Annotated in this window: 15 protein-coding genes and 1 pseudogene; 9 read left to right on the top strand and 7 right to left on the bottom strand. The window is 69.0% G+C overall.

The features are described 5' to 3' along the window. Positions 1 to 36 precede the first annotated feature (36 nt). From gyrB to dnaA, 6 genes are all read right to left on the bottom strand, one after another. Entirely contained in the window at positions 37 to 2,055 is a 2,019-nt protein-coding gene (gene gyrB / locus OOK34_RS12125; protein WP_267036712.1) for a DNA topoisomerase (ATP-hydrolyzing) subunit B, read from the bottom strand. 345 nt (positions 2,056 to 2,400) lie between these two features. Then, positions 2,401 to 2,928, bottom strand: a complete 528-nt coding sequence (locus tag OOK34_RS12120) for a DUF721 domain-containing protein (protein WP_267033862.1) — start codon at positions 2,926 to 2,928, stop codon at positions 2,401 to 2,403. Beyond that, the gene (gene recF, locus OOK34_RS12115; protein ID WP_267033861.1) at positions 2,925 to 4,061 is read right to left on the bottom strand and encodes a DNA replication/repair protein RecF; all 1,137 of its coding nucleotides are present in this window, start codon (positions 4,059 to 4,061) and stop codon (positions 2,925 to 2,927) included. Before recF ends, OOK34_RS12120 begins: the two co-directional genes overlap by 4 nt. 81 nt (positions 4,062 to 4,142) lie before the next feature. Further along, positions 4,143 to 5,018 carry a phosphogluconate dehydrogenase (NAD(+)-dependent, decarboxylating) gene (gene gnd / locus OOK34_RS12110; protein ID WP_267033860.1) on the bottom strand — a complete coding sequence of 292 codons (876 nt, stop codon included), beginning with the start codon at positions 5,016 to 5,018 and terminating at the stop codon, positions 4,143 to 4,145. A gap of 194 nt (positions 5,019 to 5,212) precedes the next feature. Then, the gene (gene dnaN, locus OOK34_RS12105) at positions 5,213 to 6,343 is read right to left on the bottom strand and encodes a DNA polymerase III subunit beta (RefSeq protein WP_267033859.1); all 1,131 of its coding nucleotides are present in this window, start codon (positions 6,341 to 6,343) and stop codon (positions 5,213 to 5,215) included. 907 nt (positions 6,344 to 7,250) lie between these two features. Beyond that, the gene (dnaA, locus tag OOK34_RS12100; protein ID WP_267033858.1) at positions 7,251 to 9,047 is read right to left on the bottom strand and encodes a chromosomal replication initiator protein DnaA; all 1,797 of its coding nucleotides are present in this window, start codon (positions 9,045 to 9,047) and stop codon (positions 7,251 to 7,253) included. A 360-nt stretch (positions 9,048 to 9,407) separates the two neighbouring features. Here dnaA and rpmH point away from each other — a divergent pair, with 360 nt between their 5' ends. The 9 genes and pseudogenes from rpmH (at position 9,408) to OOK34_RS12055 (ending at position 15,874) form a co-directional block, all read left to right on the top strand. Continuing rightward, positions 9,408 to 9,545: a 50S ribosomal protein L34 gene (gene rpmH, locus OOK34_RS12095; RefSeq protein WP_008741645.1), complete on the top strand. Its 138-nt coding sequence runs from the start codon at positions 9,408 to 9,410 to the stop codon at positions 9,543 to 9,545. A 21-nt stretch (positions 9,546 to 9,566) separates the two neighbouring features. Further along, complete coding sequence (gene rnpA, locus OOK34_RS12090; RefSeq protein ID WP_267033857.1) at positions 9,567 to 9,941, top strand: ribonuclease P protein component; 375 nt, start codon at positions 9,567 to 9,569, stop codon at positions 9,939 to 9,941. Beyond that, positions 9,938 to 10,192: pseudogene (gene yidD, locus OOK34_RS12085) on the top strand (membrane protein insertion efficiency factor YidD); the annotation flags it as partial. The gene rnpA and the pseudogene yidD, both read left to right, overlap by 4 nt. Positions 10,193 to 10,222: 30 nt before the next feature. Beyond that, positions 10,223 to 11,329, top strand: a complete 1,107-nt coding sequence (yidC, locus tag OOK34_RS12080; protein ID WP_267033856.1) for a membrane protein insertase YidC — start codon at positions 10,223 to 10,225, stop codon at positions 11,327 to 11,329. A 15-nt stretch (positions 11,330 to 11,344) separates the two neighbouring features. Continuing rightward, entirely contained in the window at positions 11,345 to 11,857 is a 513-nt protein-coding gene (locus OOK34_RS12075; RefSeq protein ID WP_267033855.1) for a R3H domain-containing nucleic acid-binding protein, read from the top strand. Between the two features lie 128 nt (positions 11,858 to 11,985). Continuing rightward, positions 11,986 to 12,723, top strand: a complete 738-nt coding sequence (rsmG, locus tag OOK34_RS12070) for a 16S rRNA (guanine(527)-N(7))-methyltransferase RsmG (protein WP_267033854.1) — start codon at positions 11,986 to 11,988, stop codon at positions 12,721 to 12,723. A gap of 257 nt (positions 12,724 to 12,980) precedes the next feature. Then, positions 12,981 to 14,078: a ParA family protein gene (locus tag OOK34_RS12065; protein ID WP_267033853.1), complete on the top strand. Its 1,098-nt coding sequence runs from the start codon at positions 12,981 to 12,983 to the stop codon at positions 14,076 to 14,078. Continuing rightward, the gene (locus OOK34_RS12060; protein ID WP_267033852.1) at positions 14,075 to 15,166 is read left to right on the top strand and encodes a ParB/RepB/Spo0J family partition protein; all 1,092 of its coding nucleotides are present in this window, start codon (positions 14,075 to 14,077) and stop codon (positions 15,164 to 15,166) included. The genes OOK34_RS12065 and OOK34_RS12060 overlap by 4 nt, the downstream gene beginning before the upstream one ends. 84 nt (positions 15,167 to 15,250) lie before the next feature. Continuing rightward, the gene (locus tag OOK34_RS12055; RefSeq protein WP_267033851.1) at positions 15,251 to 15,874 is read left to right on the top strand and encodes a GNAT family N-acetyltransferase; all 624 of its coding nucleotides are present in this window, start codon (positions 15,251 to 15,253) and stop codon (positions 15,872 to 15,874) included. An 81-nt stretch (positions 15,875 to 15,955) separates the two neighbouring features. Here the strand turns inward: OOK34_RS12055 and trxA are convergent, their stop codons facing one another. Then, positions 15,956 to 16,294, bottom strand: coding sequence for a thioredoxin (gene trxA, locus OOK34_RS12050; RefSeq protein WP_267033850.1), 339 nt, complete (start codon positions 16,292 to 16,294; stop codon positions 15,956 to 15,958). Positions 16,295 to 16,297: the final 3 nt, after the last annotated feature.

Genomic DNA, 16,297 nt, shown 5'->3' with positions numbered 1-16,297 from the left:
TCAGAAGTCCTTTCAGGCGGTCAGCGTCGGGCCGACTCAGATGTCGAGGAAGCGGACGTCCTTGGCGTTGCGCTGGATGAAGGAGCGCCGCGCCTCGACGTCCTCACCCATCAGCACCGAGAACAGGTCGTCGGCCTGTGCCGCGTCGTCCAGCGTGACCTGGCCGAGCACGCGGTGGTCCACGTCCATGGTGGTGACGCGCAGCTCCTCGGCGTTCATCTCGCCCAGACCCTTGAAGCGCTGGATCGAGTCCTCGCGGATCCGCTTGCCGTTCTGCTTGCCGAGCTCGACCAGGGCGTCGCGCTCGCGGTCCGAGTACGCGTACTCGAAGTCGTCGCGACCCCACTTGATCTTGTACAGCGGCGGGCGCGACAGGTACACGTGACCGGCCTCGACCAGCGGGCGCATGAAGCGGAACAGGAAGGTCAGCAGCAGGGTGTTGATGTGCTGGCCGTCGACGTCGGCGTCCGCCATCAGGATGATCTTGTGATAGCGGAGCTTCTCGATGTCGAAGTCCTCGTGCACACCGGTGCCGAAGGCACTGATCAGCGCCTGGACCTCGGTGTTCTGGAGGATCTTGTCGATGCGCGCCTTCTCGACGTTCAGGATCTTGCCGCGGATGGGCAGGATGGCCTGGTACATCGGGTTGCGGCCGGACTTCGCGGAGCCGCCGGCGGAGTCACCCTCGACGATGAAGATCTCGCACTTGGTCGGGTCGTTCGACTGGCAGTCGGACAGCTTGCCCGGCAGCGAGGCCGACTCGAGCAGACCCTTGCGACGCGTCAGGTCACGCGCCTTGCGGGCCGCGACGCGCGCCGTGGCCGCCTGGATCGACTTGCGGATGATGTCCGCCGCCTCGACCGGGTTGCGGTCGAACCAGTCGTTCAGGTGCTCGTGGACGACCTTCTGCACGAAGGTCTTGGCCTCCGTGTTGCCCAGCTTGGTCTTCGTCTGGCCCTCGAACTGCGGCTCGCCCAGCTTCACCGAGATGATCGCCGTCAGACCCTCGCGGATGTCCTCGCCGGCGAGGTTGTCGTCCTTCTCGCGGAGCAGCTTCTTGTCCCGCGCGTAGCGGTTGACCAGGCCGGTCAGCGCCGCGCGGAAGCCCTCCTCGTGCGTACCGCCCTCGTGCGTGTGGATCGTGTTCGCGAAGGAGTAGACCCCCTCCGTGTACTGCGAGTTCCACTGCATCGCGATCTCGACCGAGAGCATGCGCTCCTTGTCCTCGGCCTCGACGTCGATGACGGTCGGGTGGATGAGCTCGCCCTTGCGCGAGTTCAGGTACTTCACGAAGTCGACGATGCCGCCCTCGTAGTGGTACTTGACCGTGCGCGCCTGCTGGTCGTCGGCCTCCTCGGCCGAGTCCGCGCCCACCGTCGCCTTCGCCGACTCGCGCTCGTCCGTCAGCGTCAGGGTCAGGCCCTTGTTGAGGAAGGCCATCTCCTGGAAGCGCCGCGACAGCGTCTCGAAGGAGTAGTCGGTCGTTTCGAAGATGTCCGGGTCGGCCCAGAACGTCACCGACGTGCCGTGCTCGTCGGTCTCCTCGTTCTTGGCCAGCGGGGCCGTCGGCACGCCGAGCTTGTAGTCCTGGGTCCAGCGGTGGCCGTCCGTCTTGACCTCGACCGCGACCTTGGTCGACAGGGCGTTCACGACGGACACACCGACGCCGTGCAGACCGCCGGAAACGGCGTAGCCGCCGCCGCCGAACTTGCCACCCGCGTGCAGCACCGTGAGGACGACCTCGACCGCCGGCTTGCCCTCGGACGGCACGATGCCGACCGGGATGCCGCGGCCGTTGTCGACCACGCGCACACCGCCGTCGGCCAGGATCGTCACGTCGATCGTGTCCGCGTGCCCGGCCATGGCCTCGTCGACGGAGTTGTCCACGACCTCCTGCACGAGGTGGTGCAGGCCACGCTCACCGGTCGAGCCGATGTACATGCCGGGCCGCTTGCGGACCGCGTCCAGGCCCTCGAGGACCTGGATCGCACTGGCGTCGTAATTCTTCTCGTTGGAGTCGCCGGAATCGGCCACGAAGCGCCCTTTCTGGCACAGCGCAGCCCGTACTCCGGACCAGCGTGTGCGCCGGAGGAGCGGCCGCGTCGATCTGCGTTGTCTGCGTTTTTCGGGTGTCCCCCGCGAAGAAGGCGGGATTGTCTCCAGTCTACCGGTACCACTGACATGAATGGGGGTTTGCCGGTGCCTGAGTCCGCATGTGCCGCCCTGAACCTCCTCTCTCCGACTCCCCATATCCGGGGAGGGGCTCAAAGAGGCTCACGCGGGCGTCCAGCGCTTCGGGCTGTCAACCTCCCGCTACCGTGAGGGACGCCACCCGCGCCGGCTGCGCCGGGAGGCTCCGCCAGGGGCTCCCGCGGGGCTCCCGCCCTGGCCGGAAGCCGGTCAGCCGTAGGTGTCGCCGGGCCCGGTGCTGCCCGGGGCCCGCCAGGGCCCGTAGCGCTTGGGGCGGCCGCCGGGGCCCTGCACCTTGATCAGCCGGACCGTGCCCTGGCCGAGATCCGCGTTCAGCCGAGCCACCAGCTGCGGGGCCAGCAGCTTCAGCTGCGCGGCCCAGGCCGAGGAATCGCACCGTACGAGGAGTTCACGCTCCTCGTAGCGCTCCGGTTCACAGTGCGCGGCGATCTCCGGGCCGACGATCTCCGCCCAGCGCTCCATCACCCCGGCCACCGCGATCGGCATCTCCCAGCCGCGCTCCGTGCGCAGCCGGTCCAGCGCGGCCATCAGCGGCATCGGGTCCCGGCCGTCGGCGCGGGCGCCCGAGCGCAGCCCGGGCTGCTGCTGGCGCTTGCGCCCGCTCACCGCGTTGCCCCGGGCCCGGGCCTGCTCCCGCGCGGCCGCGAGGGCCTGGCGGGCCAGGTCCACCCCGGAGGGCTCCGGGGCCTTGCGCTTCTGCTGCTCGCCCTCGTTCACAGCCGGGTCACCTCACCGCCGGACACCCCGAAGCGCGTGCCGGTCAGCACGCCCGGAACGTCATCGTCCACTGCCGCGGTCACCAGGACCTGCTCGCCCCCGGCCACCAGTTCCGCGAGCCGCTCGCGGCGGCGCGCGTCCAGCTCCGCGAAGACGTCGTCCAGGATCAGCACCGGCTCCGCGCCCTCCGAGCGCAGCAGCTCGTACGAGGCCAGCCGCAGCGCCAGCGCGTACGACCAGGACTCGCCGTGGCTGGCGTACCCCTTCGCGGGCAGCTCGCCGAGGCGCAGCACGAGGTCGTCGCGGTGCGGGCCGGCCAGGGTGACCCCGCGCTCGATCTCCTGCTTGCGGACCTCGGCCAGGGCGGCGAGCAGCACCTCGTAGAGCGCCTCGCGGGTGCGCGCCTCGCCGCTGTCCACCGGCTCGCCGGCGGAGGACTTGTACGCGAGTGCGAGCGGGCCGCCGCCGGGCGCGAGCTGCTCGTAGGCCTTGTCCGCCAGCGGCAGCAGCGTGGCGATCAGGTCCAGCCGCTGGGCGAGCAGCTCGGCGCCGGTGCGCGCGAGGTGCTGGTCCCAGACGTCGAGGGTGGAGAGGTCCATGGAGCGGCCGCCGTGCCGGCGGGCCATCGCGGCCGACTTCAGGAGGGTGTTGCGCTGCTTGAGCACGCGCTCGTAGTCGGAGCGGACCGCCGCCATCCGCGGCGAGCGGGCGGTCACCAGCTCGTCGAGGAAGCGGCGCCGCTCGCCCGGGTCGCCCTTGACCAGGGCCAGGTCCTCCGGGGCGAACAGCACGGTCCGTACGATCCCCAGCAGGTCCCGGGGTCTGACCTGCGAGGACCGGTTGACGCGGGCCCGGTTGGCGCGGCCCGGGTTCAGCTCCAGCTCCACCAGCTGCTGGCGCTCGCCCTGGGTGACGGCGGCCCGGATGACCGCCCGGTCCGCGCCCATCCGTACGAGCGGGGCGTCCGAGGAGACCCGGTGGCTGCCCAGGGTGGCCAGGTAGCCGATGGCCTCGACGAGGTTCGTCTTGCCCTGGCCGTTGGGGCCCACGAAAGCGGTGACGCCCGGGGCGAGGGGAACCTCGGCCCGGGCGTACGAGCGGAAGTCGGCCAATGAGAGATGCGAAACATGCATTCGGCGCCGACCTCCCCCGGCTTCCTGCTGCTGTGCTCTGTGGTGCTGTGTTGCCGTGTTGCTGTTGGTGCTGCTGTGGGGCTACTTCTTCTCGACCGCGTGGCCGCCGAACTGGTTGCGCAGCGCGGCGATCATCTTCATCTGCGGGGAGTCGTCCTGGCGGGACGCGAACCGGGCGAAGAGCGAGGCCGTGATCGCCGGCAGCGGGACCGCGTTGTCGATGGCCGCCTCGACGGTCCAGCGGCCCTCGCCGGAGTCCTGGGCGAAGCCCTTGAGCTGCTCCAGGTGCTCGTCCTCGTCCAGCGCGTTGACGGCGAGGTCCAGCAGCCAGGAACGGATGACCGTGCCCTCCTGCCAGGACCGGAACACCTCGCGGACGTCCGTGACCGAGTCGACCTTCTCCAGGAGCTCCCAGCCCTCGGCGTAGGCCTGCATCATGGCGTACTCGATGCCGTTGTGAACCATCTTCGCGAAGTGGCCGGCGCCGACCTTGCCGGCGTGCACGGCGCCGAATTCACCCTCGGGCTTGAGGGCGTCGAAGACCGGCTGGACCGCGGCGACGTGCTTCTCGTCGCCGCCGTACATCAGCGCGTAGCCGTTCTCCAGGCCCCAGACACCGCCGGAGACGCCGCAGTCGACGAAGCCGATGCCCTTGGCCTTCAGCTCCTCGGCGTGCTTCTCGTCGTCCGTCCAGCGCGAGTTGCCGCCGTCGACGACGATGTCGCCGGGGGAGAGCAGCTCCGCCAGCTCGTCGACGGTGGACTGCGTGGCCGCGCCTGCCGGGACCATCACCCACACGACGCGGGGGGACTGCAGGCTGTCCACAAGCTCCTGCAGGCTGTGGACATCGGCGAGGTCCGGGTTGCGGTCGTATCCGATGACGGTGTGGCCTGCGCGGCGGATGCGCTCGCGCATGTTGCCGCCCATCTTGCCGAGACCGACGAGACCGAGCTCCATCAGGTGGATTCCTTAAGCGTTGGGGCCGTCTGTACGGGGCTCCCCCGGTACCGGTGGTTTCCGGTCGTTTTTCCGGGGTCGCCCGCCGGATCCGAGCCTACGCCGGGCCTTGGCGTCGGGCTGCTCCGGACGGCGCCGGGCCCGGTCTCGCAGCTGCGAGGGCCGGGCCCGGCGGCGTCTTACGGCAGGAACGGTCAGCCGGAGAGGCGGACCGGCATGATCAGGTACTTGTAGGCCTCATCGGCCTCCGCGTCGACCGCCGGACGGCCGCTGAGCAGCGCGGGCTTGGTGGACGTGGTGAAGCTGAGCTGGGCGGCGGGAGAGTCGATCGCGCTCAGGCCGTCCAGCAGGAAGGTCGGGTTGAAGGCGATCGAGATGTCGTCACCCTCGAGGTTCGCGTCGACGCGTTCCACAGCCTGTGCATCGTCGCTGGACCCGGCCTCCAGGATCAGCACGCCCTTCTCGAAGCTGAGGCGGACCGGGGTGTTGCGCTCGGCGACCAGGGCCACGCGCTTGACGGCCTCGACGAACGGGGCGGTCTCGATCACGGCGATGGAGTTGAACTCCGTCGGGAAGAGCGTGCGGTACTTCGGCAGGTCGCCCTCGAGCAGGCGGGTGGTGGTGCGGCGGCCGGCGCCCTCGAAGCCGATGAGGCCCTCGCCCTGGCCTGAGCTGGAGAGCGCCAGGGTGACGGTGTCACCGCTGGTGAGGGACTTGGCGGTGTCGAGGAGGGTCTTGGCGGGCACCAGGGCCACGGCCGAGGCGTCCGGGTTCTCCGGCTTCCAGAGGAACTCGCGGACCGCGAAGCGGTAGCGGTCGGTGGAGGCCAGGGTGACGCGGTCGCCCTCGATCTCGATGCGGACACCGGTCAGCACGGGCAGCGTGTCGTCGCGGCCGGCGGCGATGGCGACCTGGGCGGCGGCGGAGGCGAAGACCTCGCCGGGCACGGTGCCGGTGGCGGTCGGCATCTGCGGCAGGGCCGGGTATTCGTCCACAGGCAGGGTGTGGAGTGTGAACCGCGAGGAGCCGCAGACCACGGTCGCCCGTACACCGTCTGTGGAAATCTCCACCGGGCGGTTGGGGAGGGCGCGGCAGATGTCGGCGAGGAGCCGGCCGGAGACGAGGACGGTGCCGTCCTCCTCGACGTCCGCCTCGACCGAGACGCGGGCCGAGACCTCGTAGTCGAAGCCGGAGAGGGACAGGGTGCCGTCCTCGGCCTTCAGCAGCAGGCCCGCGAGTACGGGCACCGGCGGCCGGGCCGGGAGGCTGCGTGCAGCCCAGGCCACCGCCTCCGCGAGTACGTCGCGCTCCACCCGGATCTTCACCGGAACCGCCTCCTGCTGTTGCTCGCTCGTCTGCCGGCCTTCGTCGTCGGCTCGTCGATGCCTCGACCGATGCCGGGGACCAGTCTGACGTACGGCGCCGACAGTCGTCGCGGCTGGCGGTCAAGTCGGGAGCGAGGCGTCGGCGAGCCCGTCCGGCGAGTTGTGCACAGGACCTGCTTGAAAACCGAAACCGGCCTAACTCTCTATGGGGGTAGTAGTAGGGCCTGTGGAAACGGTGGATAAGCCCGTTCTCGCAGGTCAGGCCGCGTTTTTTATCCCCACACCCTGTGGGTGACACCGGTGGAAAACACGGTGTGTCTGTGGAGAACGAAAACTTCTGCACAGGCCGTCCCCAGGAGACCCCCACTACTCCACAGGTGTGTCCCCAGCTTTTCCCCAGAAGTCCACAGAGCAAACGTCGACATCCGTGTGACCGCTTTCACTCGGGGCGGTGACCGGGGGTGTGGGGTTGCCGAACAGTGGACAACGGTGTGGAGAACCGCCGGGAACCTGTGCACAGGATGCGGCAACCTGTGAGTCTCCGGTGGACAGAGGAGTGGACGAGCCTGTGGATGATTTTTCTGTCCACAGGCTGTGGATGACGCTTGCTCACAATTCCACAGGGGTCTGACCTGCCCTGATGGGCCCTCAACCTGCACCCCTGTGGACAGATTGTGGGTGATGCGGACTGTCCTCAGGCTGTGGACAGAAGAAAGTCCGCCAATCTGTGGATGACGGGGCCTCCCGGGGGCGCATTCGAACAGAGCAGGGGCGCACGGACGAAGAAGGGCGCCCCCGGTTCGATCCGGAAGCGCCCTGTCGTGAGGTTTGCGGGACCGCCCGCGGGCCCCACACGGGCCCCTGTGGGCCCTCGCGGGGGCCGCGTGGGGGCCGCGTGGGGCCGGCTTCAGGCGTTCTTGATGCGGTTGGTGAGCTCCGTGACCTGGTTGTAGATCGAGCGCCGTTCCGCCATCAGGGCGCGGATCTTGCGGTCTGCGTGCATGACGGTGGTGTGGTCGCGGCCGCCGAACTGGGCCCCGATCTTGGGCAGGGACAGGTCGGTGAGCTCCCGGCACAGGTACATGGCGATCTGCCGGGCGGTGACCAGGACCCGGCTGCGCGAGGAGCCGCACAGGTCGTCCACGGTGAGCCCGAAGTAGTCGGCGGTGGCCGCCATGATGTCCGAGGCGGTGATCTCGGGCGCGCTGTCCTCGCCGCCCGGGATCAGGTTCTTGAGGACGTCCTCCGTGAGGCCGAGGTCCACCGGCTGCCGGTTGAGGCTCGCGAAGGCCGTGACGCGGATCAGCGCACCCTCCAGCTCGCGGATGTTGCGCGAGATGCGGGAGGCGATGAACTCCAGTACCTCCGGCGGGGCGTTGAGCTGCTCCTGGACGGCCTTCTTGCGCAGGATCGCGATGCGGGTCTCCAGCTCGGGCGGCTGGACGTCGGTGATCAGGCCCCACTCGAAGCGGTTGCGGAGCCGGTCTTCCAGGGTGACGAGCTGCTTGGGCGGCCGGTCGGAGGAGAGGACGATCTGCTTGTTGGCGTTGTGGAGCGTGTTGAAGGTGTGGAAGAACTCCTCCTGCGTCGACTCCTTGCTCGCGAGGAACTGGATGTCGTCGACGAGCAGGATGTCCATCTCGCGGTAGCGCTTGCGGAAGGCGTCGCCCTTGCCGTCGCGGATGGAGTTGATGAACTCGTTGGTGAACTCCTCCGAGCTCACGTACCGCACGCGGGTGCCGGGGTAGAGGCTCCGCGCGTAGTGCCCGATGGCGTGCAGCAGGTGCGTCTTCCCGAGGCCCGACTCCCCGTAGATGAAGAGGGGGTTGTACGCCTTCGCGGGCGCCTCGGCGACGGCTACCGCGGCGGCGTGCGCGAAGCGGTTGGAGGCGCCGATGACGAAGGTGTCGAAGAGGTACTTCGGGTTCAGCCGGGCGGTCGGCTCCAGCGGGCCCGAGGTGGAGCCGCCGGAAGGGGCCGACGGCGGCGGCCCGGGCCGGCCCGGCGCCGGTCGCGGGGCGGGCTGCTCGTACTGCTGCGGTTCGTAGGCCTGGGGCTCGTACGGCTGCGATTCGTACTTCTGCTGCTCGTACTTCTGGGGTTCGTAGCCGGACTGCTCGTACTTCTGCTGCTCGTAGTTGCCCTGGTCGTAGCCGCCGGGCTCGGGCTGCTGGAGGTAGCCGGGCTGCGGGGAGGCGTACGGGTCGCGCTCGGGGAAGCCGCCGAGGCGCTGCTGCTGCCAGCCGTACTCCTCCTGGCCGCCGCGGGGCCAGGAGCCGGGCTCCGGGCGCTGCTGCTGGTACTCCGGGTAGGCGGGGCGGGCGGTGGGGAGCTGGTCCTCGCCCGGGCCGCCGCCGGGGCGCTGGCCGCCGTACGGCTCGTAGCCCTCGCGCTGGGGGGAGACGGGCGGGGCGGGCGGCGCGGGCTCGCCGGCGGAGTCGTCGACGGTGATGGCGATCCGGATCGGGCGGCCGCACTCGCGGCTCAGGGCGTCGCTGATGAGCGGGGCGAGGCGGCCCTCGAGGACGCGCTTGCCCCATTCGTTGGGGACGGCCAGCAGGGCGGTGTCGGCGACGAGGGCCAGTGGCTGGCATCGTTCCACCCACTGCTTGTCCTTGGGCTCGATCCCCTGCTGACCCTCCCCGAGCAGCTTCTCGAGCACGCGTGGCCACACTGCGGCAAGATCGGCAGGTACGTCAGCCACAGAGCACGCTCTCTCACAGGTCCCGGTCCCACGAATGTGTGGTTCTTTGGGACGGTCGGGACAAAAAATCCGGGATCAGGCAACGGTAGTCAGGCCGGTGGGTAGGGTTCAAGTCGTTGTCCACAGCCTGTGCACAGTGTGGGGCAGAGGACGCTCGGTTTGACCGGATGGCGTAGCCGCGCGTACCGTAACGAGGTCGAGTTGTCGATGGCTGCTGCCGCCTGCCTACCGATGGGCGAAGATCACTGATTGTGATCGTTTAGCGGTGTCCACTCGGGCGAACACGCGAGTTCCTCGTGGGCGCACGGTGACAGCCAGGCGATGTAACGCCACACACGATTCATTCTCTGGAGCCCCCGAGTGAGCAAGCGCACCTTCCAGCCGAACAACCGCCGTCGTGCCAAGACCCACGGCTTCCGTCTGCGGATGCGGACCCGTGCCGGTCGCGCGATCCTCGCGAACCGCCGTGGCAAGGGCCGCGCCGCCCTTTCCGCATAACAACGCGCAGGTCGTGACGTCGTGCTGTCTCCCGAAAATCGGCTGAGGCGGCGTGAGGACTTCGCGAGCGCGGTACGCCGGGGCCGGCGGGCTGGACGCCCGCTCCTCGTCGTCCACCTACGTACAAGCGGTGCAACGGACCCGCACGAGCCGGGGGAGATCGATCCCTCGCCGCGTGCGGGTTTCGTCGTCAGCAAGGCTGTCGGCATAGCGGTCGTCCGTAACCGGGTGAAGCGCCGTCTTCGGCATCTTGTCCGTGACCGGCTGGCTCAGCTGCCCCCCGGTAGCCTGGTGGTGGTGCGGGCCTTGCCCGGAGCGGGTGACGCCGGCGTCGACGAGCTGGCCCGCGACCTGGATGCCGCCTTGGCGCGGCTGCTGGGAGGCGTGGCTCGATGAAGTACCCGCTGCTCGCTTTGATCAAGCTGTACCAGTGGACGATCAGTCCGCTGCTCGGACCGGTGTGCCGCTACTACCCGTCGTGTTCGCACTACGGGTTCACGGCCATCGACCGGCATGGTGCGGTGAAGGGGACGGTTCTGACCGCCTGGCGGATCCTGCGGTGCAATCCGTGGTCCCCGGGTGGTGTGGATCATGTCCCACCCCGGAAACGCCCGCGTTGGCACGAGCAGCTGCGCAGTGCGTTGCGTAGATCTCGCAATGCTCAAGGAGCCTGATTAGTGGACACGATTGCCAGTCTGTTCAGCTTTATCACCACACCCGTGTCGTGGATCATCGTCCAGTTCCACAAGGTCTACGGGGCGCTCTTCGGTGCGGACAGTGGGTGGGCCTGGGGCCTGTCCATCGTCTCCCTGGTGATCCTGATCCGTATCTGCCTGATCCCGCTCTTCGTGAAGCAGATCAAGGCGACGCGTGGCATGCAGGCGCTCCAGCCGAAGATGAAGGTGATCCAGGAGCGCTACAAGAACGACAAGCAGCGTCAGTCCGAAGAGATGATGAAGCTGTACAAGGAGACGGGTACCAACCCGCTCTCCTCGTGCCTTCCGATCCTGGCGCAGTCCCCGTTCTTCTTCGCGCTCTACCACGTGCTCGCGAGCATCGCCAGCGGCAAGACCATCGGCGTGATCAACCAGCCGCTGCTGGAGAGCGCCCGCGAGGCGCACATTTTCGGCGCCCCGCTGGCTGCCAAGTTCATGAACAGCAGCGAGGAAGTCGCGAAGCTGGGCGCCTCGATCACCGATGTGCGCATCGTGACCGCGGTCATGATCATCCTGATGTCGCTGTCGCAGTTCTACACGCAGCGCCAGCTGATGCAGAAGAACGTCGACCTCTCGGTGAAGACGCCCTTCATGCAGCAGCAGAAGATGCTCATGTACATCTTCCCGCTGATCTTCGCGTTCATGGGCATCAACTTCCCCGTCGGTGTCCTCGTCTACTGGCTGACCACCAACGTGTGGACCATGGGCCAGCAGATGTACGTGATCAACCAGAACCCGACGCCGGGCAGCAAGGCCCAGGACCAGTACCTGACCCGTCTCCTGAAGCACGTCAGCTCCCACGGCGACGTCAAGGGCCGGAGCAAGAAGAAGATCGTCGCGGCGATCGTGGCCAAGGGCCCGGACCGCAACGACAACGAGCGGAAGTTCATCACCGCGCTGACGAAGCAGGGCATGGCAGCGCAGGCGGACGGCTCCGTGATCAAGAGTTCTGAGGCCACGGCGGACTCGGACGCGGCGAGCGGCGGTGTCGCCACGAAGCGGCAGCAGCCGAAGCGGCAGCCGAAGTCGAAGCGTCAGACGCCCCCCAGCAAGCCCTCCAAGAAGTAAGAAGGAGTCCCTCCCGTGACGGAAGGCACCACCACCGCCGCCGCTGAGAGTGGCGACACCCTGACCCGCCTCGAGCAGGAGGGTGAGATCGCGGCCGACTACCTTGAGGGTCTGCTGGACATCGCCGACCTGGACGGCGACATCGACATGGACGTCGAGGCCGACCGTGCCGCGGTGTCGATCGTCAGCGACTCCGCCGGCCGCGAGCTGCAGAAGCTCGTGGGCCGCGACGGCGAGGTCCTGGAGGCCCTTCAGGAGCTGACCCGCCTCGCCGTGCACCGGGAGACCGGGGACCGCAGCCGGCTGATGCTGGACATCGCCGGCTTCCGGGCGAAGAAGCGCGAGGAGCTGGCGGCGCTGGGTGCCAAGGCCGCCGAGGACGTGAAGGCCTCGGGCGAGCCGCTGAAGCTGGCCCCGATGACGCCGTTCGAGCGCAAGGTCGTCCACGACGCCGTGGCGGCCGCCGGCCTGAAGAGCGAGTCCGAGGGCGAGGAGCCGCAGCGCTTCGTCGTTGTGCTCCCGGCCTGATCGGAATGTTGTGTTTCGGCCCCGCCTGTGTCGCAGGCGGGGCCGAAGTTTGTAAGCCTGACAGTTGAACGACACGGTTGAACGACACGGTTCTGGCGTGAGCGGTTCTGTACGGAAGGACGGTCCCCGTGACGGAGGCAGCGGAGCTTCCCCCGGCGCCTGAGGAGGCGCCCCCGGCGCCCGAGGTGGCGCGCGCGGTGTTCGGTGAGTTTTTCCCGGAAGCTGTGCGGTATGCGGAGCTGCTGGCGGACGCGGGGGTCAAGCGCGGCCTGATCGGGCCGCGCGAGGTTCCCCGGCTGTGGGAACGGCACCTGCTCAACTGCGCGGTGCTCTCCGAGGTGGTGCCCGAGGGCGTCACCGTGTGCGATGTGGGCTCGGGCGCCGGCCTGCCCGGTATCCCGCTCGCCCTGGTGCGGCGGGACCTGAAGATCACCCTGCTGGAGCCCCTGCTGCGCCGGACGACCTTCCTTCAGGAGGTCGTGGAGCTGCTCGGGCTGGACCACGTCACGGTGGTGCGCGGCCGGGCCGAGGAGGTGCTCGGAAAGCTCCAGCCGGTGCACGTGGTGACGGCCCGCGCGGTGGCCCCGCTGGACCGGCTCGCGGGCTGGGGCGTGCCGCTGCTGCGTCCTTACGGGGAGATGCTGGCCCTGAAGGGCGACACCGCCGAGGAGGAGCTGGTCTCGGCGAAGGTCGCGCTGACCAAGCTGGGTGTGGTGAAGACCTCGGTGCTCCACGTGGGCGAGGGCATCGTCGATCCGATGTCCACGGTGGTCCGCGTGGAGGTCGGAGAAAGCCCCGGCGGGGTGAGGTTCGCGGCCAAGCGGGCTAAGGCCGCGCGGGTGGGGCGGACGCGCAGGCGCCGTTGACCCGCGCCGCTGTCGGCGGCGTTTTGGGGCGGGTTGGGCCCTATAGGTATGGATTTCGGAGTGTCGTAGCGGGCTGAAGACCCCGTCCGGGCATCGTGTTTCACGTGAAACATCGCTCTCTGCTGCACGGAATCATCAGCCGCGGACGTGCTGCTGCGGCCCCCCGCCACCGTAAGGGCGCGGGGGTGACGGAGTTGTCCACAACGGTGGATTCATCCACAGGAGTACGGGCCCCGCTGGTTCGCGACCCGGGTGGCATGGCAGGCTCTGTTCATCGCGAGCCCGCTGCCGAGGAGAGTGACACCGTGCGGTCCGACGCCAACCTCGCGGGGCCGATGGCCGATCCGGTCCCCGGTCCCCGCTCTGAATCACCGGGCGAGGATGTTTCACGTGAAACATCCTCGCCCCTCGTGGACAACGATGAGACCGAGGACACCCCGATCGGTCGTGCCGCCCAGCTGGCGGTCGAGGCCCTGGGGCGTACCGGAGCGGCTCTGCCGCGGCCGGCGCAGACCCGGATCATGGTCGTGGCCAACCAGAAGGGCGGCGTGGGCAAGACCACGACGACCGTGAATCTGGCGGCCTCGCTGGCCCTGCACGGTGCGCGCGTCCTGGTCATCGACCTCGACCCGCAGGGCAATGCCTCCACCGCGCTGGGGATCGACCACCACGCGGATGTGCCGTCGATCTACGACGTCCTCGTGGACAGTCGGCCGCTGCTGGAGGTCGTCCAGCCGGTGGTGGACGTGGAAGGGCTCTTCTGTGCCCCGGCCACGATCGACCTCGCGGGCGCGGAGATCGAGCTGGTGTCGCTGGTGGCCCGTGAGAGCCGGCTCCAGCGGGCGATCCAGGCCTACGAGCAGCCGCTCGACTACATCCTCATCGACTGCCCGCCCTCGCTGGGCCTGCTGACGGTGAACGCCATGGTCGCGGGCGCGGAGGTGCTGATCCCGATCCAGTGCGAGTACTACGCACTGGAGGGGCTGGGGCAGCTGCTGCGCAACGTCGACCTGGTGCGGGCCCATCTGAACCCGGCCCTGCACGTGTCGACGATCCTCCTGACGATGTACGACGGCAGGACGCGGCTGGCCTCGCAGGTGGCGGAGGAGGTGCGCACCCACTTCAGCAAGGAGGTGCTGCGCACCAGCATCCCGCGGTCGGTACGGATCTCGGAGGCTCCGAGCTACGGGCAGACGGTTCTCACGTACGACCCGGGTTCCAGCGGTGCCCTCTCCTATCTGGAGGCGGCGCGGGAGATCGCGCTGCGCGGGGCCGGAATCCATTACGACGCCCAGCACGCCCATCTGGGCGCGGGCATGAACAGCACGCAGAGTGTGGCGGAGGGGATCCAGTGAGTGAGCGACGTAGGGGTCTGGGGCGGGGGCTCGGCGCGCTGATTCCGGCGGCTCCCCAGGAGAAGACGCCCGTGGTGGGCGGTGGGTCGACGTCTCCGTCGGCCGTGCCGGTGCTGCCGTCGGAGCGGGGAGTCGCCGCGGCGAAGCTCGCTGCGCTGGTTCAGGCGGATGTTGTTTCACGTGAAACATCGGCGGCGGCCGAGGCGGCGGCTGTTCCGGTCCCGGTGCAGCCGGAGGCCGACGCGGTGGCCGGGGCGACGTTCGCGGAGCTTCCGATGGACGCGATCACGCCGAACCCGCGCCAGCCGCGCGAGGTGTTCGACGAGGACGCCCTGGCCGAGCTGGTGACCTCCATCAAGGAGGTGGGTCTGCTCCAGCCGGTGGTCGTGCGGCAGGCGACCCCCGGCCGCTATGAACTGATCATGGGAGAGCGGCGCTGGCGGGCCTGCCGTGAGGCGGGGCTGGAACGCATCCCGGCGATCATCCGGGCGACGGACGACGAGAAGCTGCTCCTGGACGCGCTCCTGGAGAACCTGCACCGTGCGCAGCTGAACCCCCTGGAGGAGGCGGCCGCGTACGACCAGCTGCTCCAGGACTTCAACTGCACGCACGACCAGCTGGCGGACCGGATCGGCCGTTCGCGTCCGCAGGTCTCCAACACCCTCCGCCTGCTCAGGCTCTCCCCCGCGGTGCAGCGCCGGGTGGCCGCGGGCGTGCTCTCGGCCGGCCATGCGCGGGCGCTGCTGTCGGTGGAGGACTCCGAGGAGCAGGACCGCCTCGCGCACCGGATCGTGGCCGAGGGGCTGTCGGTGCGCGCGGTCGAGGAGATCGTGACGCTGATGGCCTCGGAGCCGTCGAGCACGGTGAAGCCGAAGGGCCCGCGGGCGGGCGCGCGGGTGTCCCCGGCGCTCAGCGAGCTGGCGACGCGTCTGTCGGACCGCTTCGAGACGCGCGTGAAGGTGGATCTGGGCCAGAAGAAGGGCAAGATCACCGTCGAGTTCGCGTCGATGGAGGATCTGGAGCGGATTCTGGGGACGCTGGCGCCGGGTGAGGGCCGGGTCCTGGAGCAGGGCTCTTCGGACGAGTAGTACCTGCCGGTTTCTCCTGCTGCCCCCTGCTTCTTCGAGATGTCCACACTCGAAGAAGCAGGGGGCAGTGCTTACGATGTGGTCATGGGTCGTCGGCTGGTACCGCTCACGCTGGACAACCTCCAGGACCTGCCCAGGCGTTGCAGGAGCTGCGTGTTCTGGGAGCTGGATCCGGTCACCGGTGAGGCTGCCGTGAAGGCCGGCACCCCGGAGCTGGAGAAGGAGGCCTGGATCTCCTCCGTCCTGCTGGACTGGGGTTCCTGCGGCCGGGTGGTCTACGTGGACGAGGTCCCGGTGGGGTTTGTGCTGTACGCGCCGCCCGCCTACGTGCCGAGGGCCGCCTCCTTCCCGACCAGCCCGGTGTCCCCGGACGCGGTGCAGCTGATCACGGCCTGGATCATGCCGGGGTATCAGGGGCAGGGCCTGGGGCGGGTGATGGTCCAGACGGTGGCGAAGGATCTGCTGCGGCGGGGCTTCAAGGCGATCGAGGCCTTCGGCGACGCGCGGTGGGAGCGGCCCGCCTGCCTGCTGCCGGCCGACCATCTGCTGTCGGTGGGCTTCAAGACCGTACGCCCCCACCCGTCCCATCCCCGGCTGAGGCTGGAGCTGCGTACGACGTTGTCGTGGAAGGAAGACGTGGAGCTGGCCCTGGACCGCCTGTTGGGCGGGGCGAGGGCCCGGAAGGAACCGGCACTGCGCCCGCTGTGAGCGGGTGGGCCTACGGACACGCGAACGGGGCCGCCCCTGAAGGGGCGGCCCCGTTTCACGTACGCGTGTTGCTCAGACGGTTCAGGCGACCGGCTTGGCGGTCACGAAACCGTCGAGGTCACGCAGGATGGCGGCCTTCGGCTTGGCGCCGACGATGGTCTTGACGACCTCGCCGCCCTTGTAGACGTTCAGGGTCGGGATCGACATCACGCCGTACTTGGCGGCCGTCGCCGGGTTCTGGTCGATGTTGAGCTTGACGATCTCGATCTCGTCGCCGTACTCGGCCGCAATGGCCTCGAGCGACGGGGCGATCTGGCGGCACGGACCGCACCACTCGGCCCAGAAGTCCACCAGGACGGGCTTGTCGCTGGCCAGGACCTCGGCGTCGAAGTCGGCGTCGGTCACGGTCTTGAGAGCCACAAC

The organism is Streptomyces sp. NBC_00091 (assembly GCF_026343185.1).
Classification (GTDB): Bacteria; Actinomycetota; Actinomycetes; order Streptomycetales; family Streptomycetaceae; genus Streptomyces.
This window is presented reverse-complemented; position numbering and strand designations above follow the sequence as displayed.

What these genes read in the sequence shown, in the direction of transcription:
- OOK34_RS12055 (WP_267033851.1), top strand. Translation starts at nt 15,251, where the DNA reads ATGGGTCGTCGGCTGGTACCGCTCACGCTGGACAACCTCCAGGACCTG.
- OOK34_RS12065 (WP_267033853.1), top strand. Translation starts at nt 12,981, where the DNA reads ATGGCAGGCTCTGTTCATCGCGAGCCCGCTGCCGAGGAGAGTGACACC.
- recF (WP_267033861.1), bottom strand. Translation starts at nt 4,061, where the DNA reads ATGCATGTTTCGCATCTCTCATTGGCCGACTTCCGCTCGTACGCCCGG.
- gnd (WP_267033860.1), bottom strand. Translation starts at nt 5,018, where the DNA reads ATGGAGCTCGGTCTCGTCGGTCTCGGCAAGATGGGCGGCAACATGCGC.